Genomic DNA, 24,724 nt, shown 5'->3' on the forward strand with positions numbered 1-24,724 from the left:
AGACGGCATGAGATGACGTTCGAGCCACGCGACCTGCGCCGCATCCCGGCGATCCATCCGCACTGGACCGGCCATCTCCTGCTGTCGCAGGCGGACGGCCGGCTCCGCCACGAGGAGACCGGCGCGACCGGCCGCTATGCCGAGGCCGGCGACCGGCTCGACGTCTTCTGGGACCGCTATCCGCAGGAACGCTTCTTCCTGCATGACGGCGTGCTGCTGCGCGAGGGCGTCGCCGTGCCGGACCTGAGCTTCGCGCCTTTCGTGCGGGTGCGCGACCGGCCATTCCGGCTGAGCCGGTTCTGCATCGGGCTGCCCGGGCTCGGCCACGAGGTCGAGCTGCGCAGCGCCACCAGCGACATCCCGACCTTCGACCAGGTGTTCCTCGAACGGGAATACGAGACGGACAGCCTGCCGGAGACGGCGCGCACCATCCTCGACCTCGGCGGCAATATCGGCCTTGCCGCCCTGTTCTTCGGCCTGCGCTATCCCGAGGCGCGGCTGTTCTCGGTGGAGCCGCATCCCGACAACGCCGCCATGCTCCGGCGCAACACCGCGGCGCTCGGCGCGCGGATGACGGCATTGCAGGGCGCCGTCTGGCATCGCGACGGCATGCTCGACCTGCGCACCACCGACGACGACGGCATGGACCTCGGCGCCTGGGGCGTGCAGGTGGCGGAAGCGGCCGGCGGGCCCGAGGGGTCGTCCGCCGGGCTGGTGCCGGCCTTCCGCGTCGACACGCTGATGCAGCGCGCCGGCTTCGACCGCGTCGATCTCCTGAAGATCGACGTCGAGGGCGCCGAGCTCGAACTCTTCACCGATCCCGATCGCGGCTGGCTCGACCGCGTCGGCTTCGTCATCCTCGAGACCCATGACCGCTTCCGGCCGGGCTCCGACGCCGCCGTCACCGCGGCGCTCGAACCCGGCTTCGTCGAGCTGCCGTCGAAGGGGGAGAACCGCTTCTTCGCCGCGCGCGGCTGAGTGCGCCGCGACACAGGGAGGACGAACGGGGGAACGCCGCGGCCGTCCTCAGGCCGTCATCCAGGGCGGGCGCCGGAAAGTGGAATCGGCAAAGGGCAGCGGCGCCACCAGCGCCGAGGTCTCGTCGGCGCCGCGCAGCTGGTAGAAGAGGTGCGGCAGGCCGAGGGAGGGATCCTGCGTCGTGTCCGGATAGGGGATCGCCGCCTGCCAGCGCGGATGATAGGCGATGGTGCCGACGACGCCGCGATAGGGGATTTCCATCAGGTTGCGGGCGATGCGACGGTTGGCGGCCGCCTCGCCCGGTCCGCCGCCGCCGCCGGCAAGCGAGGCGGCGATCGCGTAGTGCTTCATCGATGAGTAGGGCTGGCAGCCGATCTCTGGCGTCGAATCCTGGCCGAAGCGGGCGCGGTAGCGCTCGGCGAAGCGCCGGCCGCGCTCGTCGCGCAACAGCCCGATCACCGTGCCGACGATGACGCCGCGGCCGCGATCCCCGACGATGTTGGAGAAGGATTTGTGCAGGGCGCCATATTGCAGGTAGAGCAGGCAGTTGATCGGCGCGTCCATGAACTGCATGTGGAAGCGGGTGAGGTCGCCGCTGTGGAAATGGGTGACGGCGAGAACGGCCGGGTCGTGCGCCCGCATCGCCTCGATCACCGGGCGCCAGTCATGGCCGATCTTGCGCACTAGATGGGGGGCCGAGACGGGCTCCCAGCCGAATTGCGGCGAGACCGTCGCCATCGCGTTGGCAATGACGATGCTGTAGGGTTTCGGGCCGGAAATGATGCCGATGCGGCTGTTGCGCGGCGTCCACTGGCCGGTGTGGCGCAGCCAGGAGATGAACTTGATGAAGCCCTGGCCGTACCAGTATTCGGCCGGGTCGCTCATGAAGCAGCCGAAATAGCGCTCCGGGTCGCTGGCCACCGTGTCGTGGTGCTGCAGCAGCGTGTTGTGGTGCAGGTAGATGATGCCGGCATCGGCGACGGGTTCGTATTCGGAATTCTGCGAGCCGATATTGTAGCCGTTGACGATCGCGTGCACGCGGTGCTCGGAGATCAGCATGCGGGCGGCGCGCACCACCTCCGCCGCCGTCTGGTTGCCGGTGTCGATGAAGACGGGCGCGAGCCTGCGGCCGAGGATGCCGCCATCGGCATTGATCTCGTCGACCGCGAGCTGCAGCCCGTTGCGGAATTCGCGCCCGTCATTGGCGGAACTGCCGGTGAGCGGGACCATGCTGCCGATCGGGATCGTCTCTGCCGGCATGGTCGGTGTCCCTCCTCAGGCGATCTCGGGAACGAGTTCGGGCTCGAACAGGATATTGTGCATGATGACGCGCAGGCCCGGCGGGCTGACCGGCTTGATCATCACCGGATAGCCCTGGTCGCGGATCGACTGGATGAGGGCCGGGTTGGTGTCGGCGGTGACCACGATCGCCGGGCAGGGCTGTTCGAGCAGGTCGTTGATCGCGCCGACCACGTCCGGCCCCTCGACGCCGCCGCGCAGGCGATAGTCGGAGATGATGATGTCGGGCGTCGCCTCGAGCGCGCCTACGGTCGCCGCGATGTCGTCGAAGGAATCGATCGTCAGCACGCGGATGCCCCAGCGTTCGAGCAGCGCCGTCAGGGCGCTGCGCAGGTAGACGTCGTCCTCCAGCACCAGGCAGGCGAGCCCGGCGAACTCGCCGCCGATGCGCTCGTTGATCTCCGGCTCGCCGACATTGCTGTAGAGGATGTCGCCGAGCGGCACGTCGATCGAAAACGTCGAGCCCCGGCCGGGGGCGCTGTCGACGCGGACCGGATGGCCGATGACGTCGGCGAGCCGCTTGGCGATGTTGAGGCCGAGGCCGAGACTGTGCTGGCGGTCGCGCTGCTCGCCGCCGACGCGGAAGAATTCGTCGAAGATCGCCTCGTGGAAGCGCGGGTCGATGCCGCAGCCGGTGTCGTAGACGCCGATCCGGAGCGTCTTGCCGTGGCGGCGGCAGCCGACGAGCACGCGGCCGAGATCGGTGTAGCGGATGGCGTTGCCGAGGAAATTGGCGAGGATGCGCTCAAGCAGGGCCCGGTCGCTCTCGATCGCCGCCTTCGACGGCAGGATGGTGAGCGTCAGGCCCTTCTCGCGCGCCTGGTGGTCGAACTGCAGCTTCAGCCGGTCGAGGATGGAGGAGAGCTGGAAGGTCTGGATCGTCGGCGTGACGCGGCCGGCATCGAGCTGGCCGATGTTGAGGAGCGCCCCGAGCAGGTCCTCCATGATCTGCACCGAGACGTCCATCGCATGCAGCGCCTGGGCGCGCTCCTCGTCGGTGAGCGCCGTGATGCAGGTGTAGATCAGGATCTTCAGCGAGGCGAGCGGCTGGCGCAGGTCGTGGTTGGCGGCGCGCAGGAACCGTGACTTCATGTGGTCGGCCTGCTGGGCGGTCTCGCGCGCCTTTTCGAGCGCGCGCGCGTTGCGCGTCGCCTCGGTCACGTCGCGGCAGAGCGTGACGAGGTCGCCGTTCGCGGTCGCGAAGCCGTCGATGGTGAAGATCGCCCCGTCGGAAAAGATCAGCGTCCGTCCGGAAAGCAGGTCGCCGGGGCCGAGCGGATCGGCGGGCGGCTGGCCGCTGGAGACGATCAGGCCGCTGCGCTCGACCGCGTCGAGGAAGAGGGGCTGGGCGATGCCGTCCTCGAGCCCGCCGGGAAAGGCATCGAAGCGGCGGCGGAAGGCGGGGTTGGCGAGGCGCAGCCGCCCCTCGGCCGACCAGAGCGCGACCCCGTGGCCGATGGCAGCGAGGGTCTCGAAGGCAAAGCGCTGGTCGTCGTCCCCGTATTGCGACAATGTCTAGACGGCCTCACCTGGTCTCGATGGACAATATCTCGAGTTCCTTAGCATGTTCCGTGGCGAAATGGATAGCGCCTTCGCGGGTCTGGACGTTGAGTTTCTTCATCGCATTGCCGAGATGGACGCGCACGGTCTGGCGGCTGATCCGCAATTCGTCGGCGATGTCGAAGAGGGCGGCGCCGCGGCCGAGGCGCAGCATGATCTCCATTTCGCGCGCGGTGAGCATCGACAGGCGCGCGTCGCGCCGGGCCGGCTCGGCGGCCGGGGGCGGCAGCGGGCGGGCCGCCTCGCTGGTGCCGCGGGCGATGATCTCGCGCGGGAAGGCGACCTCGCCGGCGATCACCCGGGTCAGCGCCCGGCGGATCTCCTCGGCATTGGCCGATTTCGGGATGTAGCCGATGACGCCGTGGCGGATCGCCTCCATCACGTAGTTCGGGTCCTCATGGATCGACACGACGACGACGGGGATCGACGGATAGCGCCGGCGCAGGAGTTGCAGCCCCTCGAACTCCTGGAAGCCCGGCATGATCAGGTCGACAAGCATCAGGCCGATCGAGGGCAGCCGCTCCAGCGCCTTCAGCGCCTCCTCGAAGCTCGCCGCCTCCTCCAGCACGAAGCGCTCGCTGAGGCCGCGCGCCACCTGCTTCAGCGATTCCCGGACGACCCAGTGGTCGTCGGCAATCAGGATGGTCATGTCCGGCGTGGCGTTCGCTTCTAGATCGGGAACCGTCATTGCATCACCTTGGGAAGTGGCAGTGCTTTACGTCAAGCAAGTGGGGAGTGCAATGCACAAGGTCTAGCCAGCCCTTGCCCATTTCCACGCCAGAGAAGCGGCGCTGCTGCGCCCGAAGCGGTCATCCTGCCCAAATTGTAAACGTATGGTCTAGACGATATTATGTGTTTGACAGGATGAATATCTAGATGATACGCTCATTTCACAATAGATAAATAGACAAAATCATAAGTCTATACATGAAGTGGGAACGGGCGCGAGACGCGCCCACGACGTCAAACAGGAGGCCTGAATGACCACCGGCAACGATACCGGCCGCATCCGCATGCCCATGTTCAGCGGGGCGTTCGACCGCCGCACCGTCCTGAAGCTCGGCGCCGGCGCGGCCGCCGCCACGCTCGCCGCCCCCGCCATCCTGCGCGCCGCGAGCGACACGATCCTCATCGGCGTGCCCTCGTCGCTGTCGACCCCTTACGGCGTCGCCGACGACACCGATCACCTCAACGGCACGACGCTCGCCGTCGAGGAGATCAACGCCGCCGGCGGCATTCTCGGCCGCGAGATCGAGCTCTTCGTCCCCGACGTCGACAAGCTCTCGCCGGAAAGCTGCCGCCAGGCGATCGCCGCCTGCATCGACAAGAAGGTGATGGCGATCTCCAATTCCTTCCTCTTCGCGCCGATCCCGGCGATGGACGAATCCGCCAAGTACAAGTGCCCCTATATCCAGGGCAACACCCAGCGCAACGCCACCGAGGCCTACAAGGCCGATCCGGTGAAATACAGCCACGTGCTGCAGACCGACCCCTCCGAAACAAATTACGGCTGGACCTATCCGCTGTGGCTGCAGAAGATGGAGGAGACCGGCGTCTGGAAGCCGAAGAACCGCAAGATCCACATCGTCTCCGAGCAGGTCGCCTACAACCAGACCATCCTGAAGGCGGCGAAGGAATCGATCGCGAAATTCGGCTACGAGCCGGCCGAACTCACCGACATCCAGTATCCGGTCAACGACTGGAGCCCGGTGATCAAGCGGCTGCAGGAGGTCGATGCCGGCGCGATCATGATCAACCACTGGGTCGCCGCCGAATATGCCGCCTTCTGCAAGCAGTTCGCCGCCAATCCCGTGCCGGGCGCGCTCGTCTACCTGCAATACGGTCCCTCGCAGCCGGAATTCCTCGAACTCGGCGGCAGTTCCACCGAGGGCTTCTGCTGGAGCACCGTGCTCGGCGTCTATGGCGACGAGACCGGCCAGGCCTTCCGCAAGAAATATCTCGAACGCTTCCCCGAATTCGTCGGCAATATGGGCCTCGTCTATACCGGCAACGGCTACGACATCGTCCAGTACCTGAAGCGCGCCTGGGAGGCGACCAAGGCGCCCGAGGATTTCGCCGCCAACGTCAAATGGATCCGCGAGAACCCCTATCGCGGCGTCTGCGGCATGATGGACATGAACAACGAGTACCAGGAGGCGCTGCACTATCCCGACAACGGCTTCGGCAACCAGGCGAGCGAACTGGAAAAGGGCATGAGCCAGCTCTTCGTCCAGGTGCAGAACGGCGAGCACAAGATCATCTGGCCGAACGAGATCGCCGAATCGAAGCTCCAGCCCGCCCCCTGGTGGTCTTGAGCGGCGGACGAGACCGGTGCAAGCGCCTCTTTTCTCCTGCGACAACCTTTCGCTCGACCTCGGCGGGCGCGAGGTGCTGCGCAAGATCGGCTTCTCCCTCAAAAGGGGAGAGGTCCTCGGCATCATCGGCCCGAACGGCGCCGGCAAGACCAGTCTTCTGGAAATCCTGTCGGGGCGCTACCAGCCGAAGACCGGCCGGGTCACCTTCAAGGGCGAGGACATCACCGCGCTGCCGCTGTTCAGGCGGGCGCGGCTCGGCCTCGGGCGCACCTACCAGACGCCGATCGTCTGCGAGGACCTGACGGTCGGCGAGACCTTCAAGGCCGCCCGCCAGGCGTTCCGGCCGTATCTGACGCGCTTCGACGCCGAATACGGCGCCGGCCTCGTCGATTTCGTCACGCCCCACGCCACGCCGAACGCGCGGCTGAAGACCTTCGAGCGGCGCAAGCTCCTGCTCGCCAACCTGCTGATGCGCCGGCCGGACGTCCTCCTGATGGACGAGCCGGCGGCGGGGCTGATCAATGCCGAGATCGACGAGATCGACCAGATCCTGCGCATGCTGTCGAAGGAGATGAACATCGGCGTCGTCATCGTCGAGCACCGCATGGAACTGCTCGAATCGATCGCCGACCGGGTGATGGTCATGGATGCCGGCGAGGTGATCGCGGAGGGGCTGATGCAGGACGTGATCCGCAGCCCCGCCGTGCGCGCCGCCTATTTCGAGGCCCACTGACCGGCATTCGCCGGGCCTCGTTTCGCCAGAACACGCAAGAACGCGCCGCTGCCGCACTCGCCGGCATCGGCCAGAGATCGACATGAGCGCGCCCGCATCCGTCATCGACGGGGCGAGGCGACGCCAGCGCGGGAGCACGACAACCATGACCGACGTGCTGGTCATCGACGGCCTGTCGGCCGGATACGGCCCCTTGCGGGTCATCCACGACCTCGACCTGATCATCAAGTCGGGCGAGCGCGTCGGCATCGTCGGGCTGAACGGCCACGGCAAGACGACGTTGCTCTATGCGATCGCCGGCCTCACCGGCTGGCAGCGCGGCTCGATCCGGCTCAACGGCGTCGAGATCGGCCGCACCCGCAGCCAGGGTCCCGGCCGCTACACCCACCAGATCGTCCGCCAGGGTCTCGCCATCATGCCGCAGGGCGACGAGATCTTCACCGGGCTCACCGTCGAGGAGCATCTCGACAGCGGCGCCTTCACGCCCGAGGCCTGGCGCGACCGCAAGGCGCGGAAAGAACGCGTGCTCGATCTCTTCCCCCCGCTCGCCAAGCTGATGAAGACGGCCGTCGGGCGTCTCTCCGGCGGCGAGCGCCGCATGGTGTCGATCGGCCGCGGCCTGATGACCGACGCGAAACTCTACCTCGTCGACGAACCCTCGCTCGGGCTTGCGCCGAAGATCAGCCAGAGCGTGATGGAGGCGTTGTTCTCCCTCGACCTCAAGGACAGCGCCATGTTCATCGCCGAGCAGAACGTCGCCCTCCTCGAAGGCCGTGTCGACCGCGTCATCGGCATGCATGCCGGCAAGCTGAAGGGCGAGGCCTCGTCCTCCTTCAGCATCGCCACGACCTGAACGGACACGCCCCCCATGGACATTTCCTTCATCCTCATCAACGCCGTCGTCGTCGCCTGCATCTACGGGCTGATCGCGGTCGCGGTGTCGATCACCTGGTCGAGCCTCGGCCTGATCAATCTCGGCTACGGCTTCGTCTTCTCCTTTGCCGGCTACGGTGCCTGGCTGACGGCGATCTACGTGACGAAGATGCCGCTCGTCGTCATGGCGGCCGGCATCCTTTCAGGCGCGCTCTGCGGCGTGCTGATCTGCCTCGTCGTCTTTATCCCGCTGCACGACAAGCCGAATTTCACCACGCGCGGCATGATCGGCACGCTGGCGATCAGCCTCATCGGCTCGCAGGCGCTCCTGATGCAGTTCGGGCCCCGCGCCAAGGCGCTCCCCGAATTCTTCGGCAATTGGAGTTTCAAGATCGGCGGCACGGTGCTGACCTCGGACCGCATCGGCATCGTCGTCTGCGCCTCCGCCATGCTCGCCTTCGTCGTCCTCTGGATGAAGGGCAGCCGGCGCGGCCTTGAAATCCGCGCGATGATGATGAACCCGCACGCCGCCTCGATCGTCGGCATCGGCATCCGCCGCACCGGCATCTATGTCATGGCCGTCACCGGCGCCATGGCGGGGCTCGCCGCCGTGCTTCTGTCCCAGACCTATTACGTCGCGCCCTTCAGCGGGCTGACGCCGCTGATCAAGGGCGTGTCGATTGCGCTTTGCGGCGGCCTCGGCAGCGTCCAGGGCGCCGTCATCGCCGCCGTCATCCTCGGCCTGACGGAGGCCGCGACCTCGACGCTGCTCGGCGGGCAATACGTGCTGATCACCCAGTTCCTCGTCATCATCTGCATTCTGATCGTCCGGCCCCGTGGCATTTCGGGCCTCCTCGACAAGGCACGCGAACAATGAGCGACACATTCGAACGCAAGCAGCTCCGCTGGATCAACCCGCTTGCCGTCTGGGGCACGGCGGAGGGCCTCGACGAGGTCGCCTCCGTCACGACGCCCAACCCGCGCGACGTCTGGGACGACAACACCGCCTACAAGGTGAAGACCCACAAGGTCGGACGGCTGAAGCATTACGTCGTCTGGCCGGCCCATGGCGAGACCCTCTGGTCGCGCTGGCGCTGGTGGCCTACGCGGCGTAATCTCCTGCACATCCACGGGCTCTACAACCGCAAGACGCTCAAGGCCGAGAAGAAGATTGACGACCGGCGGCCGATCTACTGGGCGCTGGCGCTCATCGTCATCGCGCTCGGGCCGCTGCTGTTTCCCGCCTCGATGCAGAACACGCTGCTGTCGGCCGGCGCGATCTTCTGCATCTTCGCCGCGATCAATGTCTGCTGGACGCTGATCGTCGGCACGGCGAGCATCTTCTCGCTGGCGACCTATGCCGTCGTCGGCGTCTCCGCCTTCATGACCACCTGGGCGTCGATCCAGTACGGCCTGCCCTGGTACACGATGCCGGTGATGGGCACGGTGATCGGCGGGGCGATGGGCGCGCTGATCGCCTTCCCGGCGCTGAGGCTCGACGGCTTCTACTACGCGCTGCTGACGCTCGGCCTCAACGAGCTCTGCCGCGTCTTCTTCACCACGTCGAAACAGTTCGGCTCGGCCTCGGGCGGCCTTTACGGCGCCGACACCTATATCCCCGACACGCTTTCGCCGCTCGCCCAGTCGCTGACCGGCTATTACGGCGCCTTCCTGCTGCTGCTCGCCGCGCTCTTCCTCTTCCGCTTCATCAACGGCAAGCGGCTCGGCCGCATCCTGCGCATGGCGCCGGAAAAGCGCGAGGCCTTCGCCCAGGCCTGCGGCGTCGACTACCGCACCGCCCGCGTGACCATCTTCCTCGTCACCTCCGCCGCGCTCGGCTTCATCGGCGGCTTCTATGCCGCGCAATATCGCGGCGTCGCCTTCTCGATCTTCTCCTTCGACACGGTGCTGCTCGGGCTCGCCATGCTGACGATCGGCGGCATCGGCAAGGCGGAAGGCGCGATCCTCGGCACGCTCGTCGTCACCTTCCTCGACAAGGTGCTGATCGAGATCGGGCCGCTGCGCTATTTCCTCATCGGCCTGATCATGCTCGCCGTCGTGCTCTTCCTCAACAAGGGCTATTTCGGCATCAAGCAGCAGTTCAACGCCTGGCGCGACAAGAAGCGCGGCGAATGGCGCTCGATGCGGGCCGAGAAGGGCGGCGAGGCGCTGCCGGAGGAAGCGACGGAGATCGACGACAAGGACGAGCTGTTCTTCCGCCGCTTCGACAAGCTGCAGCGCGATCATCTCAAAAAGATGATCTGCCCCGAGATCATCGAGGAGCACCGCCGGCGGCCGCTCGGCCAGCACAGCGAGGCGCTGGAGCGCGTGCTCTATTATTTCCGCCGCTCGCCGATGGAGGACAAATACGCCCTGCATCACATCGCCGCCACCGACCGCTACAAGATCATCGCGTTTTCGGGAAAGCGCGGCGTCTCGCCCCGCGTCGTCGAGGACCGCGAATACGAGACGATGGACGACGCCTATCACGCGATCTTCATGCGCCGCATCCACGACCTGATGGAGTCCTGACCATGTCCGAGACCCTGGACCCGACGGCCGACGTCGTCGACGGCGACATCGTCTGCCGGCAAAGTTTCGACCGGATCACCCGGCGTTATCTCCGCCAGATCGTCAGCGACGAACTGATCGAGGCGCACCGGCGCAACCCCTCCGGCCGCCCTTCGGAACCGCTCGGCCGGCTGCTCGCCTATTTTCGCCGGCTTCCGCCCGAGGGCCAGTACCTGCTCGCCGCCGTTCCCGGCGGCGGCTACCGCATCCTCAGGATGGCGAGCGCGAGCCGCGGGCGCGCCCTCCCTGCGGGCGACGAGATCTTCCCGACGCCGGATGCGGGCCACCACGGCATTTTTCTTTTGAAGCTCAAGGACATGATGGACGCTGACAATGGCTGAACAGAAGATTTTCGGTTACGCGGACAAGATCTCCGTCAGGCAGGGCGAGACCATCTCCTTCCACGTCAACGCCGACGGCGCCGACACGGCGCAGGCGCAGCTCGTCCGCCTGATCCACGGCGACAACCACAAGGACGGCCCCGGCTTCGTCGAGCGCGAGGTCGCCCATCCGGTCAACGGCGCCTGGGCGGTGAAGAAGCAGTTCACCCAGCTCGGCAACTATATCCCGATCGACGATCCCGCCGGCACGCTGAAGCTCGACGGGGCGCTGTCGCTCTTCACCTTCATCTGGCCGACCCTGCCGAGGAAGGGCAAGCGCCAGACGATCGTCGGCCGCTGGGATTCGCTCACCAACGAGGGTTTTGCCCTCGGCATCAACCCGCAGGGCCATCTCGAATTCTGGGTCGGCGATGGCAAGGAGGTCGACTACGTCACCGCCGAACTGCCACTGATCAAAAAGGTCTGGTACATGGTCGGCGCCTCCTTCGACCCGGCGACCGGCACCGCCACGCTCTACCAGCAGGGCGTGATGAACCGCTACAATTCGCTGATCGGCCCGGTCGTGCCCTACGACTTTTCCTCCCATGTCCGCACCACCTTCCGCTTCCGCCAGAAGAACCGCGCCGACATTCCCTTCATCATCGGCGGCGCCCGCGACAACCACGTGCTGCGCGGCGATTTCGTCAACGACCTCTATTCCGGCAAGATCGACCGTCCCGGCCTCTACGACCGCGTCGTCTCGCGCGAGGAATTCGACGGGATCCGCGCCGGCAAGGCACCGCCCTCTGCCGGCCTCGTCGCCTACTGGGACACCTCGGCCGGCTACACCGAGAACGGCATCACCACCCTTGTCGTCGACACCGGCCCGCACAAGCTCTCCGGCACCGGCGTGAACCACCCCGTGCGCGGCATGACCGGCTGGAACTGGAGCGGCAAGAACGACTGCTTCCGTCTCGCGCCGCACGAATATGGCGGCATCGAGTTCCATGCCGACGCGGTGACCGACTGCAAATGGCAGGTGACCAACAGCATGCGGGTCCCGGCCGACCTGCCGAGCGGCATCTATGCGATCCGGCTGCGCATCGGCCCCGGCAAGGGCTTGAGCGAGGAATACATCGTCTTCGTCGTGCGCTCGGCGACGCCGACGGCAAAACTCTGCTTCCTCGTGCCGACGGCGAGCTATCTCGCCTATGGCAACGAGACGCTCTCCTTCGACGCGCAGATCATCCAGCCGATGACCGGCCAGCCGCCCGTCGTCACCGACATCGACATCGAGACCTACGAGCATGGCGAGTTCGGCTTCTCGACCTACAACGAATTCGAGGACGGCGCCGGGGTCTGCTTCTCGTCCTACAAGCGACCGCTGATCAACATGCGGCCGAAATACCGCATGTCGAGCATGAACATCACCTGGCAGTTCCCGGCCGATCTCTCGATCGCCGCCTGGATCGACGCCATGGGCTATGACTGCGAATACATCACCGACGAGGACCTGCACAAGGAGGGCATCGACGCGATCCGCCCGTTCAACTGCATCCTGACCGGCACCCATCCGGAATATGTCTCCGAACCGATGCTCGACGCGCAGGAGGACTGGGTGAGGGAGGGCGGAAGGCTCGTCTACATGGGCGGCAACGGCTATTACTGGTGCGTCGGCTTCACGCCGGAGGATGTCGCCTGCATGGAGGTGCGCAAGCTCGACAGCGGCATGCGCGCCTGGGCGGCCAAGCCCGGCGAGCATTACCTGCAGTCGACCGGCGAGAAGAGCGGCCTGTGGCGCAACCGCGGCCGGGCGCCGCAGAAGCTGCTCGGCGTCGGCATGATCTCGGAGGGCTTCGAGACCTGCGCCCCCTACCGCAAGATGCCGGACGCCTGGCATCGCACCGTCTCCTGGATCACCGAGGGCATCGAGGGCGAGATCATCGGCGAGCGCGGCCTTGCCTATGGCGCCGCCGCCGGCATCGAGATCGACCGCTACGACCTCAGCCTCGGCACGCCGCCGCACACGAAGATCATCGCCTCGTCCGGCGGCCATTCCGACAATTACGTGCTGGTGACGGAGGAGATCCTCTATGCCTATGCCGGCATGGTCGGCTCGATCGACTACCGCATCCGCGCCGACATGACCTATTACACCAGCTTCAACCACGGCGCGGTTTTCTCCACCGGCTCGATCGGCTTCGGCCAGGCGCTGCCGGCCGACAGTTTCGAAAACAGCGCCTCGAAGCTCCTGAAGAACGTCGTCGACGCCTTCATCAAGGACGGCCCGCTGCCCGGCACGCGCTGGACGCTGGAGGAGAAGCAGTGGCGCTAGGGCATTTCCAGCCGAAGCCTGATCGCGTCGGCGTCGGAAAATGCGAAGAAAGAAGGATTTAGAGCATTTTCGGTGACCCCGTGATCACCGGAAATGCTTTAAAGCGTGTCTCGCAAAGGTGTGCAGCGGTTTTGCGAAAAGACACGCGTAAAAACAAAGACCTAAAGCGTACGAGCGAATCTGAAAGATCGCGACACGCTTTAGGACATCCGTTTTGCTCAGGTGGTTTCGCCTCGGCGTCCTAAGGCACTCGGTCAGGTTCACGCGGTCCTTCCGATCGCAGGACCACGGCATGCCGGTCGGGGATGCGTGGATGGCCTGCCTCGTCCTGCCGCCGAACGGCACGAGGCGCGCGCGATCACGGCGCCGCCGCCGTCAGGCGGAGCTTGCCATCTGCACGACTTCGAGGGCGGAGCGGGTGACGAAATCGGCGCCGATGCCCTGGAAGGCCTTGGGTTTGGCGATAACGCCGGGCCCGCCGACCGCGATGCGCGTGGCGCGCGTGGCCTGGGTGCTCTGGACGCGGCGGATCACCGCCGTGCAGGCCGCCACCTCGTCGATCCGGCCGACCGAAATGCCGAGCATCGTGTAAGGCTTGCGCGCCAGCCGCGCATAGAGGCTGTCGTCGATCTCAAGCTCGCCGCCGCCGTCCACGCTCCAGCCCATGTCGCGGAAACAGGAGGCGACGATCGACAGGCCGATCGTGTGCAGGGCGCCGGGCGTACGGGCGAGCAGGATGCTCTTGCGCCGGCCATTGTCCATCTGCGGCGCGATGCTGGCATGGGAGATGTGGTTGACGATCATGCCGAGACGCGTCGAGGCGACGGCGACCTGCATCAGGTCCGCCTCGTCGGTGCACCAGAGGTCGCCGAGCGCCGCCGCCACCGGCGCGAAAAGATGCACCGCGAGCGTGCGCACGGGAATGCCCGACCGCTGCAATTCGTCGAGGAGGCCGCGATGGTGGCGCGGGTCGGAATCGACAAGACAGGCCATGAGGCGCGGGCGGAAGGCGACGGCCTGCTCCGTGCCCGGCATCTGCCGCGCCAGGGGATGCAGCTCGGGATGCGTCAGGCTGTCCTCGCCGATCGCCCGGTCGCCGCGGCGGCCGAGGACAAGTTCGGGATGGCCTGCGCCGACGATTCCGGGCACGCTGCCACGGATGGTCCGTTCCAGAAGACGGTGGTCGCTGGCGCTCAGGTGCATGTCACCCTCCGCGCCGTCCGCTGCCGGGGTGCCATCCTTTTGTCTGCCGGGTTTTGGCGACCCTGCATCGTCCGACTGCTTCTCGGCCATCTCCCCCTCCCGGTCCTTGGCCTACGCACTCCGTCTCCGTCCCTCCGCATCAGCTTAGCGCATCGCGAGGGCGGCTTCCATAGGCTTTTCAGCCTTCGCTTTCCCACAGACATCATCGCTCATGCCGCATGGCGCTCTCTTCGATGTCCGCCTCGTCCGCAAAATGGCCGGGGAGAGGCCAGGAGCGCCTGACGAGATCCGGTCTGGTGCCCGAGGCTTGCAGGAGCAAACCGCCTTTACCGAACGACCTTCGGGACGTGATACCGCCTCTTCCGCCGCAGCGCAGGTCGACGGCGGGACGCCCCCGCTGTGATGACCGGAGGGGCTTGCCGCAGATCTTGCAAGAGGCCGGGCCCGCCTGCGACCGGCGGCATGTCCCTGCCTTGTCCACCTCTTCACGTCCGGGGAGGGGCGCGACCAGATCGTCCCGGTCATGACGGTCCAGCCTGCGAAAAGCCGCCGTCTTTTCTGCGCCGGAGCATCGCTTCGAGACCGGCAACGGTTTCGAACGATTGGAAGCCGCCGATCTCCCGCATGTCCCTTGGCACTCGACTGTTCTCGTCTTCCATGGCGTGCCGGAGGTTGCCGGTAACGGAGTGCACCGGGCAGGGATGCGGGAGCCCGTCATCGATGGCTGTTTTGATCGTTGACGGGACGGTCCTGGCGGCATCGCGATGCTTCCCTTCGGCGGGCGCTTCCGGTTCCCGGCAATCGCAGTCAGGGTCCCCGGTGCGCTCCGTAACCCGGGCGCGATAAATCCTTCCCCGATGGGAAACAGGCCGTGACGTTGCGAAAATTGGCGACAAGCCCCCCCGTGACGCGACATCATCATCGTTTCCGTGGCGTCCGCCGGATCGAGGAGGCCTGTGTCGCCGCGGCTGCCCGGGACGACACTCCGGAGGCCGGCATTTCGACCGCGGTCCGGCGGCGACCGGTCCGTCGCCGGGAGAGCGCCGGAGACGGGACGCTGGCGATCGCGTGGCGATCCTGCTAGGCATCTGGCGCAATCGAGGCGGGCGCCGGGGGTGTTTCCTTGGATTTCATGAAGATACTCAAGTCCCTGGAAGAGCTTCTCTACGAGCTCGTCAGCTGGCTTGTGTTCTATCCGATCACGATGTGGCGTTCGGTCAGGCGGCCGCTGCACATGATGCGCTATGCCGATCTCGAACTGTCGGACCGCCCGGAAAGCCAGTATGACGACACGCTCAGTCCCCCGCTCTTCCTGCTGATCACGCTGCTTCTGTCGCAGGGCCTGTCGACGGCCTTCCCGACGGTCTACGATCCTTCCGAGCTTCCCAAGGCGCTGGAAAGCGGGTCCAATCTCCTGATCGCGCGGGGCGTGATCTTCGGCATCTATCCGCTCTGCATGTCCGTGGTTCTCCTGCGCCGGAAATCCGTGCCGCTGACGCGGGCGTCCCTGCGGCCGCCCTTCTTCAGCCAGTGCTTCGTCGCCGCGCCCTTCGTCTTCGTGGTCGGTCTCGCCTTCGACCTGCTGTTCATGCCGGGCGGCCAGGGCGCGGCGGCGGGAGCGGTGGTGATACTGCTCGCCATCCTCTGGTACGGCCAGGCGCAGGTACGCTGGTTCGTCCAGGATCTTTCCATCGGGGCCGGCAGGGCCTGCCTCGCCTTCGCGTCGGCATTCCTTGCCGCCACGCTCGCCGCGGCCTTCGTCACCATCCTGCTCGGGGTCGAGCTGAAGACCTGGTCGTGACGCCCGGAGCGCCTGCGGCAGGCACCGCCACGCGGCGGGCCGGAGAGCCGGCCGGTCGATCCCTCGCAACGTCCTCATCGAGGCGAAGCGCGCGCGATCCCGGACCCGCGGCACGCGATCATGGCGTGACCGGGCCGGTGTCCGATCCCCGTGGCCTCTCATGCGCCGGTGCCTGCCCTGGCGCAGACGACACGGCGCTCAGCGCTTCCAGACGGTGAGGAGCATCTCCACGAATTTCACGGCCGCCGGAGACAGGGGCGCGCTGCGGCGGCGGACGATGCCGATGGTTCGGGTGACCACGGGGTCGATGATCGGCCGGGTGACGAGATAGGGGTGCTCCTCCTGCGGCGTGGCGAGGCGCGGAAGGACGGAAATGCCGAGGCCCGCCTCGACGAGGCCCAGCGACGTGTTGAGATGGGTGACCTCGTAGAACCAGTTGAGGCGCAGATTGTGCTTGGCGAGCGCGCCGTCCAGAAGCGCGCGATTGCCGCTCGACCGGTCGACGACGACGAGCGGGTGGCCGTCGAGCTGGTGCCAATGGATCTGCGCGTGTTCCGCGAGAGGATGATCGCGGCGCATGGCGAGCACGAACGGATCGTCGAGGAGCGGTTCGAAGGAGAGATCCGGATCGGAATTGCCCATCAGGTTGATGCCGAACTCCACCTCGCCCCGCGCCACGGCCTGCAGTCCCTCATTGGCGGTCAGGTCGCGGATCCTGAGCCGGATATGCGGGTAATCCTCGCCGAAACGCCGGATGACCGTCGGCAGGAAGTAGAAGGCGGCCGTCGGCACGCAGGCCATGGTGATGAGGCCGCGCCGCTGCGATCCGCCGTCCTTCAGCGCGAACAGCGACCCGTCGAACTCCTCCAGCATGCGCCGCACCAGGGGCAGGAGCTCCTGTCCCGTCGCCGTCGCCGCCACATGCCGCGTGGTGCGGTCGAGCAGCGGCGCGCCGATCGCCAGCTCCAGTTTCTGGATCCGCCGCGTCAGGGCCGGCTGGGAAATGTGCAGCGCCTCGGCGGCGCGGTGAAAGCTCTCGAGATCGACAACGGCCTGGAACGCCCTCAGGTCGAAGATTTCGCAATTGATGCTCATTTCGCAATAAAACCCCTAAAAATTGCATTTCACAAATAAACAATAATTCCTCATGTTGCAACAACGGATCTGATTGATCCATGAATTGCAATATTCGAGGGGCTGACCATGAACGACCTGACACGCATTCCCTGTGTCCTGATGCGCGGCGGAACCTCGCGCGGCCCGTTCTTCCTCGACCGCGACCTGCCGGCCGATCGCGGGCGGCGCGATGCGACGCTGCTCTCCATCATGGGATCGGGCCATCCCCTGCAGATCGACGGCATCGGCGGCGGCAACCCGGTCACCTCGAAGGTCGCGATCATCGGTCCCGCCACGGTTCCCGGCGCGGATGTCGACTATCTCTTCGCCCAGGTGCGCACCGACCGGCAGACGGTCGACTACTCCCCCAACTGCGGCAACATGCTGGCTGCCGTCGGCCCCTTCGCGATCGAGGCGGGGCTGGTGCGCGCCGGCGAGACCAGCACGCTCGTCCGCATCCACAACGTCAACACGCACAAGATCATCGAGGCGAAGGTCCCCACGCGCCACGGGCAGGTCACCTATCTCGGCGACGCCTCCATCGACGGCGTTCCGGGCCTCGCGGCTCCGATCGCGCTCACCTTCCTGGATGCGGCGGGCGCGAAGACGGGCAAGCTGTTTCCGACCGGAAGGCCGCTGGACGTCATCGACGGCGTCGACGTCACGGCCATCGACTGCGCCATACCGATGGTCCTGATGCGGGCCGAGGATGTTGGCGTCACCGGCTATGAAAGCGCGGCGGCGCTGACCGCCAACCGCGATCTCATCGCCCGCATCACCGCCATCCGCGTGGCCGCCGGCGCCCTGATGGGAATGGGAGACGTTTCCGACATGGTCATCCCGAAACCTGTTATTGTCGCCAGGGCCCGCAGCGGCGGGACGCTTTCGGTCCGGTACTTCATGCCCAACGACTGCCACCCGGCGCTTGCGACCACCGGCGCGGTCGGCATCGCGACCGCCGCTGTCAGTGCCGGCACGGTCGCGGCCGCCGTCGCCGGCGCTGCCGATCTGCCCGCGCTCGTCCGCCTCGAGCATCCCGGCGGACGTCTCGACGTGCAGCTGGAAACGCGCAACGGCTCGACCGTCGCGGGTCTTGTCCGCACCGCCCGACGTCTTTTCGAAGGCTATGCCTTCGCCAAACCCGACGAGCGTGTCGAACACGCTGCTTAACACGCTCCGGTGAGGACCCGGAGCATTCCACAAGGAGGAGATCTCATGCGCAACCTACTTCTGGCAACCGTCTTCGGTCTGGCCATGGCAACCGCCGCCCAGGCCGAGTCCGTCCGGATGAGCGTCGGCTCGTATAACCTGAACAACCTGCCCTTCCCCGTCGCGGAGAGCCTGGGGTTTTATGAGGAGGAGGGGCTCGACGTGACGATCGAGAACTTCGCCCAGGGCGGCTCCAAGGTTCTCCAGGCGCTGGTCGCCGGCTCCACCGACGTGGCGGTCGGCTTCTACGACCATACGATCCAGATGCAGTCGCAGGGCAAGCACGTCACCGGCTTCATCCAGCTGGCCCGCAATTCCGGCCTCGTCCTCGCCGGCAAGCCGGACACGGATTTCGATCCGGCGAGGCCCGAGACGATCAAGGGCAAGAGCGTCGGCATCACCTCGCCGGGTTCGTCCTCGGACTTCTTCATCCGCTACTACCTGCAGCAGCACGGCCTGACCGACAACGACATCTCGATCATCGGCGTCGGCTCGGGCGCGGCCGCCGTCGCCGCGCTGCAGCAGGGCAAGATCGACCTGCTCGTCAATTACGATCCGGCCGCCACCATCGTGGTCGAGCGCGGCCTCGGCAGGATCCTGATCGATGCCCGAAGCGACGAGGGCGCGAAGGCCGTCTATGGCGGCATCTATCCGACCTCGGTCCTTTACGCCAACCAGGACTATATCGACGCCCATCCGGAGGTCATCCAGAAGGTGACCAATGCGACGCTGAAGGCGCTCCACTGGATGAAGGCCCATTCGGCCGAGGAGATCGTCGCCAAGCTTCCCGACGACTTCGTCTCCGGCGACAAGCAGACCTACATCAAGGCCGTCGAGAATGCGAAGGCGATCTTCTCCGAGGACGGGCGCTTCGTGCCGGCCGATCTCGAAACGCCGCTCGCCGTGCTGAAGAGCTTCAACGAAAGCGTCAGGAAGGCGACGATCGACCTTGAGACGACCTACACCAACAGGTTCGTCGAGGCCTCGACCCAGTCGACCCAGAACTGAGGAGACCCGCCATGTCCATTGCAGCAAGGAAGATCGCCGCCGTGCCTCAGGCCAGTTTGCCACCGATGGTCTCCATCGACGACGTCACGATGGCCTTCGGCGCCTTCGTCGCGGTCGAGAACGTCAACCTGACCGTCGGCGACGGCGAGTTCCTCTCGATCGTCGGCCCCACGGGATGCGGCAAGTCCACCATCCTCAACGCCATCGCGGGCCTGCTCAAGCCCGCCAAGGGGGCGGTGTCCATCGACGGCGCGACTGTCAGGTCCGTGCAGAACACCATCGGCTATCTTTTCCAGCAGGATGCCCTGCTGCCGTGGAAGACGGCCTACCAGAATGTCGAGCTCGGGCTGATGTTTCGCGGCGTGCCGGCGGACGCGCGCCGCGCCAAGGTCATGGCCTGGCTGGAGAAGGTCGGCCTAAAGGGCTTCGAGGGCCGCTTTCCCCACCAGCTTTCCGGCGGCCAGCGCAAGCGCGTGCAGATGGCGCAGGCGCTGATCACCGAGCCGAAGGTCATCCTGATGGACGAGCCCTTCTCCGCGCTCGACATCCACACGCGCCACCTGATGCAGAACGAGCTCCTGCGCCTCTGGCAGGAGGATCGCCGCGCCGTGGTCATGATCACCCATGACCTCGAGGAGGCGATCGCGCTCGGCGACCGCGTCGCCGTGCTGGCCGCGGGTCCGCGCAGCCGCGTCATCGAGAGCTTTCCCGTCGACCTGGAGCGTCCGCGCAACGTCGCCGAAATCAAGCTCGATCCGAAGTTCATGACCCTTTATCGCGACATCTGGGCGTCGCTGCGGGGCGAAGTGGAGAAGTCCTATGCCAGCCGTTAACGTTCGTCTCATCCAGGTCGCGCTGCTCGTGCTCCTTCTCGGAAGCTGGCAGATCGGCGTCGCCTCCGGCGTCATCGACCGCTTCTTCTTTCCCGCGCCGCTCGACATCGTCCAGCAGGTGATCAGCTGGGTCGTCGATCCCGGCTTCTACAAGCATGTCGGCATCACGCTGAGCGAAACCGTGCTCGGCTACCTCATCGGCACGGGGCTCGGCGTGGCCGCCGGCGTCTGGCTCGGCCTCAGCCCCTTCGTCGCCCGCATACTCGATCCCTTCATCAAGGCGGTGAACGCCATTCCCCGCGTCGTGCTTGCGCCGATTTTCGTCCTGTGGCTCGGCCTCGGCCTGTGGTCGAAGGTGGCGCTCGCCGTCACGCTCGTCTTCTTCGTCACCTTCTTCAACGCCATGCAGGGCGTGCGCGAGGTCAATCCTGTCGTCCTTTCCAACACCCGCATCCTCGGTGCCCGCCGCTCGGACCTGCTGCGCCACGTCTATTTTCCGGCCGCCGCAAGCTGGATCCTGTCGTCGCTGCGCACCTCCGTCGGCTTTGCCGTGGTCGGGGCCATCATCGGCGAATATCTCGGCGCCTCGGCCGGCCTCGGCTATCTCATTGCCCGCTCGGAAGGCAATTTCGATGCGGTCGGCGTCTTCGCCGGGATCATCATCCTCGCCGTCTTCGTCCTCATCATCGACCTCCTCCTCGACATCGCCGAAAAGCGCCTCATCACCTGGCGGCCCAAGGCCGGCGAGGAACGCCCGGCCTGACCGGGCGCGGACAGACGATCGGACGGCAACGGGCGGCGTCGGCCGCCCGTTTCCCATGCGCCGGCGGACCGCGATCGAGCCACGGCTCGATCCGCTGCACGCCGCCGGGGTTGGGGATGCCCGCGCGTCAACGGAACCAGCGTCCCGCGCCGGACCGTTCCCCTCCGATCCTCACCCGTTCGGGGGAAGACGTCGACAGGGCGGGTTGCTTATATGGCTTTCCCATGGCCTTAAGGTCTGGCGAGGGCCACCGGCGCTGGCCGAGTTTCGAACAAGGGGGCCAGATCCTTGACGCAGACACATATCGTCACGCAGGCCGGGAAGAGCTTCGATGCGCTGCTCCATACGGAACGCTGGCATGACAGCGTCGTGAGTTTCAGTTTTCCCACCAGCCCGCAGCACTACATGTGGAAGACGAAGGACATGTTCTTCTCCTTCTACACGACCTATATCAACGTCTATGCCCAGCCGGATTACGTGAACAATTTTTCACCGGTCACCGCGGCCCAGACGACGGCCATCCTGAGGGTGCTGACCGACATCACGCATCTGACCAATGTTTCGTTTCAACAGGTGGAGGAGTTTCGCTATCCCTTCGGGCCTTTCGGCGACGTGTCGGGGACACTGCGCTTCGGCCGGACGGCGAACCATCAGACGGCCTCCGCCTTCATGCCCGACGAGGCCGATCACGCCGGCGACGTCTGGTTCCGCACCGGAAAATATGACGCCCCTGTTCTCGGGAGCTATGAAGACATCACCGTGCTGCACGAGATCGGCCATGCCATGGGCCTGCGTCACGGGCACGAAGCGTCCAATCCCTACGGGGCGTTGCCCTATGCCCTCGATTCGTCGGAGTTTTCGCTCATGACCTATCGGGACTTCGTCGGTGACGACATCAGCAGTTACAGCAAGGAAACATGGGGCGGCCCGCAATCCTTCATGATGCTCGACATCGCGGCGCTGCAATATATGTATGGCGCGGATTTCAGCGCCGGCGGAGCCCCTTTCAGCGGCGATACGCGCTATTCCTTCAGCCCGACGACCGGCGAAATGTTCATCAACGGGCAGGGCCAGGGCACGCCCGGCGGCAACCGCATCTTCCGCACGATCTGGGACGGGCATGGCACCGACACCTATGATCTCTCGAACTACTCGACCGACCTCGACATCGATCTGCGGCCCGGCGAATGGTCGACCTTCGATATCAGGCAGCTGGCCGATCTTGACGGGGGACCGCGCAGTTCCGGCCTGGCGCGCGGCAACGTCGCCAACGCGCTCCTCTCCAACAACGATCCGCGCTCGTTGATCGAGAATGCCTATGGCGGCTTCGGCAACGACATCATCCGCGGCAACCAGACGGCGAACCGGCTGCAGGGCCGGGACGGCAACGATGTTCTTCTCGGCCTCGACGGCGACGACGTGCTGCAGGGCGGCTGGGGCGACGATACGCTGCGGGGCGGCGCGGGCAATGACGCGCTCTTCGGCCACTATGATTCGGACGCGCTCTATGGCGAGGAGGGCGACGACGAATTGTGGATAGATTCGCCCTTCCAGAGTGCCGGCGAGGTCTATTCCGGGGGCAGCGGCATCGACACCCTGCATGTTTCCGACAGCTACGACCTGCGCGACGCGGAGATCGGTTCGATCGAGAAGATCGAGCTCGACGAGGTTGACAGCGGGCCTGCCGTCATGGTGCTCGATGTCGCGGCATCCAGCTTCGGCGACGGATTCTGGCTGAACGGTGTCGTCTCCGGCAATTCCCTCAGGCAGGACATCCTTCGCGTCTGGATGGGCCAGGCGTCAGGCATCGACCTGTCGGGGCTGCGGCTGCTCGACTGGTCGCCGGACGACCGGTTCGACTTTGTCGGCGATGGCGACGAGGAGATCGTCACCGGCACGTTCGAGAACGACGTGTTCTCGATGGGCGGCGGACGCGACGTGCTGAACGGCGGTGCCGGGCATGACCGGCTCGATGGCGGCGCGGATGCGGACACGATGGCCGGCGGCACCGGCAACGACATCTATGTGGTCGACCATGCCGGCGACCGTGTGATCGAGCGGAAGAACGAGGGCACCGACACGATCGAGGCATCGGTTTCGTTCTCGCTGGTCGGGCAGGCGGTCGAGAACCTGACGCTGACGGGAACGGCGGCGATCGACGCCACCGGCAACAGCGGCCGCAACACCCTGAGGGGCAATGCCGCCGCCAACACGCTTGACGGCGGCACCCAAGCCGACGTGATGCGCGGCGGCGCCGGCGACGACCTCTACATCGTCGACCATGCGGGCGACAGGGTGTTCGAGAGCAGGAACGAGGGCACGGATCTGGTGCGCGCCTCGGTGAGCTTCTCCCTGGTCGGGCAGGCGATCGAGAACCTGACGCTGACGGGAAGGGCGGCGATCGACGCCACCGGCAACAGCGCCGCCAACACGCTCGTCGGTAATGCCGCCGCCAACACGCTTGACGGCGGCATCCATGCCGACGTGATGCGCGGCGGCGCCGGCAACGACATCTACATCGTCGACCATGCGGGCGACCGGGTGTTCGAGAACAGGAACGAGGGCACGGATCTGGTGCGCGCCTCGGTGCGCTTCTCCCTGGTGGGACAGGCGATCGAGAACCTGACGCTGACGGGAACGGCGGCGGTCGATGCCACCGGCAACAGCGCCGCCAACAGGATCGTCGGCAATGCGGCGGCCAATCGCCTCGACGGCCTGACGGGGCCGGACACGCTGACGGGCGGGGACGGCGAGGATGTGTTCGCCTTCAGCACCGCGCCCGGAGGCAGCAATGTCGACCGCATCACCGACTTCAGCGTCATCGACGATGTGATCCAGCTCAGCCGCGCGGTCTTCCGCACGCTTGCCGCGGGGCCGCTGGCGACGGGCTGGTTCAAGGATGTGTCGAAGGCCGCGCTCGATGCCGACGACCGGATCGTCTATGATGGCCTGACCGGCGTTCTGTCCTATGACGTCGACGGGATCGGGGACACGGTCGCGCGTCATTTCGCGGTCTTCGACGGGCGACCCACGCTGACGGCGGCGGACTTCGTCGTCGTGTGATGCCGCTGGTCCCGGTCAGGGATCCGGCGCCGGCGACCGGAGGCGCCGATCGGGCGGCAGGCGTCGTCCGTCCTGCCCCGGCGCCCTTCATGAGCGGGGAACGTCGCGCGGACAATCCCATGGAGCTCTGACGAGCCGACGAGGCCGGAACAGAACAGAAGAGCGAGCGCGCCCGACCCTGGACACGGCGCGGCGCAGGACCCGCCGCGCCCTCCGAGCAGGGCATGCTGTGGACCATTCTCTCCGGCGCGATCTGCCCGAGGACGGACACGGGCGCCGGTCTCGTCCTGCCCTGGCGGTACCGGCGCCATGCAGCAGCATCTTTGCGAGATCGGTCTCGCTGTCGATGACCGAGCCCACGCCATCCTCGACCCGACGGCATGGCACGCGACGCCGAAACCGGGCGTGCCGGACCCTCTCTCCCTGCTGTTCCCGCTGCCCCGATCACCGGAACCCACCGTACACGACAGTCATGGTGAGAACGGGATGACGTGTTGGAATTGAAGATTCTTCGCCAAAAGGATCTTCATCATGCCGACGCTTCATACCGCTCTCATGAGCACGCTCTCGACGCATTTCCGGTTGAGCAAGAGTCGGCTTCTGACGCTTGCGGTCTAGATCGCAGGCCTGGCCCAATCGCTTACGGTGAACCTGTCGCACCTGGCCAGCCATTGCCCCGGTCCTGCCAGCCATTCCTCCCATTATCGGCGGCTGCAGCGCTTCTTCCAGTTTGTCCGCCTCGAC

The 24,724-nt window shown here is 66.1% G+C and carries 20 protein-coding genes; 14 read left to right on the top strand and 6 right to left on the bottom strand.

What is annotated here, in order from left to right:
• Nucleotides 1-12: 12 nt before the first annotated feature.
• Nucleotides 13-978, top strand: coding sequence for an FkbM family methyltransferase (locus tag ACEVQ6_RS15650; RefSeq protein WP_374889953.1), 966 nt, complete (start codon nt 13-15; stop codon nt 976-978).
• 48 nt (nt 979-1,026) lie between these two features.
• Here ACEVQ6_RS15650 and ACEVQ6_RS15655 read toward each other — a convergent pair whose 3' ends face one another.
• The 3 genes from ACEVQ6_RS15655 to ACEVQ6_RS15665 are packed head-to-tail and all read right to left on the bottom strand — an operon-like array spanning nt 1,027 to nt 4,525.
• Nucleotides 1,027-2,238, bottom strand: a complete 1,212-nt coding sequence (locus tag ACEVQ6_RS15655) for an ABC transporter substrate-binding protein (protein WP_374889954.1) — start codon at nt 2,236-2,238, stop codon at nt 1,027-1,029.
• Nucleotides 2,239-2,253: 15 nt separating this feature from the next.
• Entirely contained in the window at nt 2,254-3,789 is a 1,536-nt protein-coding gene (locus ACEVQ6_RS15660) for an ATP-binding response regulator (RefSeq protein ID WP_374889955.1), read from the bottom strand.
• A 13-nt stretch (nt 3,790-3,802) separates the two neighbouring features.
• Nucleotides 3,803-4,525: a response regulator transcription factor gene (locus ACEVQ6_RS15665; protein ID WP_374889956.1), complete on the bottom strand. Its 723-nt coding sequence runs from the start codon at nt 4,523-4,525 to the stop codon at nt 3,803-3,805.
• A gap of 292 nt (nt 4,526-4,817) precedes the next feature.
• Between ACEVQ6_RS15665 and ACEVQ6_RS15670 the strand changes: the two genes are divergently transcribed.
• The 7 genes from ACEVQ6_RS15670 to ACEVQ6_RS15700 all read left to right on the top strand — a co-directional run bounded on the left by ACEVQ6_RS15670 (nt 4,818) and on the right by ACEVQ6_RS15700 (nt 12,984).
• Complete coding sequence (locus tag ACEVQ6_RS15670; RefSeq protein ID WP_374889957.1) at nt 4,818-6,152, top strand: ABC transporter substrate-binding protein; 1,335 nt, start codon at nt 4,818-4,820, stop codon at nt 6,150-6,152.
• Nucleotides 6,153-6,168: 16 nt separating this feature from the next.
• Complete coding sequence (locus tag ACEVQ6_RS15675; RefSeq protein WP_374889958.1) at nt 6,169-6,885, top strand: ABC transporter ATP-binding protein; 717 nt, start codon at nt 6,169-6,171, stop codon at nt 6,883-6,885.
• Nucleotides 6,886-7,030: 145 nt separating this feature from the next.
• Nucleotides 7,031-7,738, top strand: a complete 708-nt coding sequence (locus ACEVQ6_RS15680; protein WP_374889959.1) for an ABC transporter ATP-binding protein — start codon at nt 7,031-7,033, stop codon at nt 7,736-7,738.
• Nucleotides 7,739-7,753: 15 nt separating this feature from the next.
• Nucleotides 7,754-8,635 (top strand): branched-chain amino acid ABC transporter permease, encoded by an 882-nt coding sequence (locus ACEVQ6_RS15685; RefSeq protein ID WP_374889960.1) that lies wholly within the window; start codon nt 7,754-7,756, stop codon nt 8,633-8,635.
• Complete coding sequence (locus tag ACEVQ6_RS15690; RefSeq protein WP_374889961.1) at nt 8,632-10,290, top strand: branched-chain amino acid ABC transporter permease; 1,659 nt, start codon at nt 8,632-8,634, stop codon at nt 10,288-10,290. Before ACEVQ6_RS15685 ends, ACEVQ6_RS15690 begins: the two co-directional genes overlap by 4 nt.
• A 2-nt stretch (nt 10,291-10,292) precedes the next feature.
• Entirely contained in the window at nt 10,293-10,670 is a 378-nt protein-coding gene (locus ACEVQ6_RS15695; RefSeq protein WP_374889962.1) for a hypothetical protein, read from the top strand.
• On the top strand, nt 10,663-12,984 hold the full coding sequence (locus tag ACEVQ6_RS15700; protein ID WP_374889963.1) for a N,N-dimethylformamidase beta subunit family domain-containing protein: 2,322 nt from the start codon (nt 10,663-10,665) through the stop codon (nt 12,982-12,984). The genes ACEVQ6_RS15695 and ACEVQ6_RS15700 overlap by 8 nt, the downstream gene beginning before the upstream one ends.
• A 375-nt stretch (nt 12,985-13,359) precedes the next feature.
• On the opposite strand, the gene ACEVQ6_RS15705 is transcribed toward ACEVQ6_RS15700, so the two are convergent.
• Nucleotides 13,360-14,187, bottom strand: coding sequence for a cobalamin B12-binding domain-containing protein (locus ACEVQ6_RS15705; protein WP_374889964.1), 828 nt, complete (start codon nt 14,185-14,187; stop codon nt 13,360-13,362).
• Nucleotides 14,188-15,319: 1,132 nt separating this feature from the next.
• On the opposite strand from ACEVQ6_RS15705, the gene ACEVQ6_RS15710 reads away from it, so the two are divergent.
• Nucleotides 15,320-15,988 carry a permease gene (locus tag ACEVQ6_RS15710; RefSeq protein ID WP_374889965.1) on the top strand — a complete coding sequence of 223 codons (669 nt, stop codon included), beginning with the start codon at nt 15,320-15,322 and terminating at the stop codon, nt 15,986-15,988.
• A 198-nt stretch (nt 15,989-16,186) separates the two neighbouring features.
• On the opposite strand, the gene ACEVQ6_RS15715 is transcribed toward ACEVQ6_RS15710, so the two are convergent.
• Complete coding sequence (locus tag ACEVQ6_RS15715) at nt 16,187-17,083, bottom strand: LysR family transcriptional regulator (protein ID WP_374889966.1); 897 nt, start codon at nt 17,081-17,083, stop codon at nt 16,187-16,189.
• 108 nt (nt 17,084-17,191) lie between these two features.
• On the opposite strand from ACEVQ6_RS15715, the gene ACEVQ6_RS15720 reads away from it, so the two are divergent.
• From ACEVQ6_RS15720 to ACEVQ6_RS15740, 5 genes are all read left to right on the top strand, one after another.
• Nucleotides 17,192-18,274: a 4-oxalomesaconate tautomerase gene (locus ACEVQ6_RS15720; protein WP_374889967.1), complete on the top strand. Its 1,083-nt coding sequence runs from the start codon at nt 17,192-17,194 to the stop codon at nt 18,272-18,274.
• Between the two features lie 45 nt (nt 18,275-18,319).
• Nucleotides 18,320-19,321 carry an ABC transporter substrate-binding protein gene (locus ACEVQ6_RS15725; protein ID WP_374889968.1) on the top strand — a complete coding sequence of 334 codons (1,002 nt, stop codon included), beginning with the start codon at nt 18,320-18,322 and terminating at the stop codon, nt 19,319-19,321.
• Nucleotides 19,322-19,386: 65 nt separating this feature from the next.
• Entirely contained in the window at nt 19,387-20,154 is a 768-nt protein-coding gene (locus tag ACEVQ6_RS15730) for an ABC transporter ATP-binding protein (protein ID WP_374889979.1), read from the top strand.
• Nucleotides 20,141-20,917, top strand: coding sequence for an ABC transporter permease (locus ACEVQ6_RS15735; protein WP_374889969.1), 777 nt, complete (start codon nt 20,141-20,143; stop codon nt 20,915-20,917). Before ACEVQ6_RS15730 ends, ACEVQ6_RS15735 begins: the two co-directional genes overlap by 14 nt.
• Nucleotides 20,918-21,205: 288 nt before the next feature.
• Complete coding sequence (locus ACEVQ6_RS15740) at nt 21,206-23,980, top strand: M10 family metallopeptidase C-terminal domain-containing protein (RefSeq protein ID WP_374889970.1); 2,775 nt, start codon at nt 21,206-21,208, stop codon at nt 23,978-23,980.
• Between the two features lie 444 nt (nt 23,981-24,424).
• Here ACEVQ6_RS15740 and ACEVQ6_RS15745 read toward each other — a convergent pair.
• A partial coding sequence (locus ACEVQ6_RS15745) for a hypothetical protein (RefSeq protein WP_374889971.1) occupies nt 24,425-24,724 on the bottom strand: 300 nt, incomplete at its 5' end.

This window comes from Ensifer soli (genome assembly GCF_041928815.1).
Lineage (GTDB): Bacteria > Pseudomonadota > Alphaproteobacteria > Rhizobiales > Rhizobiaceae > JBHFEI01.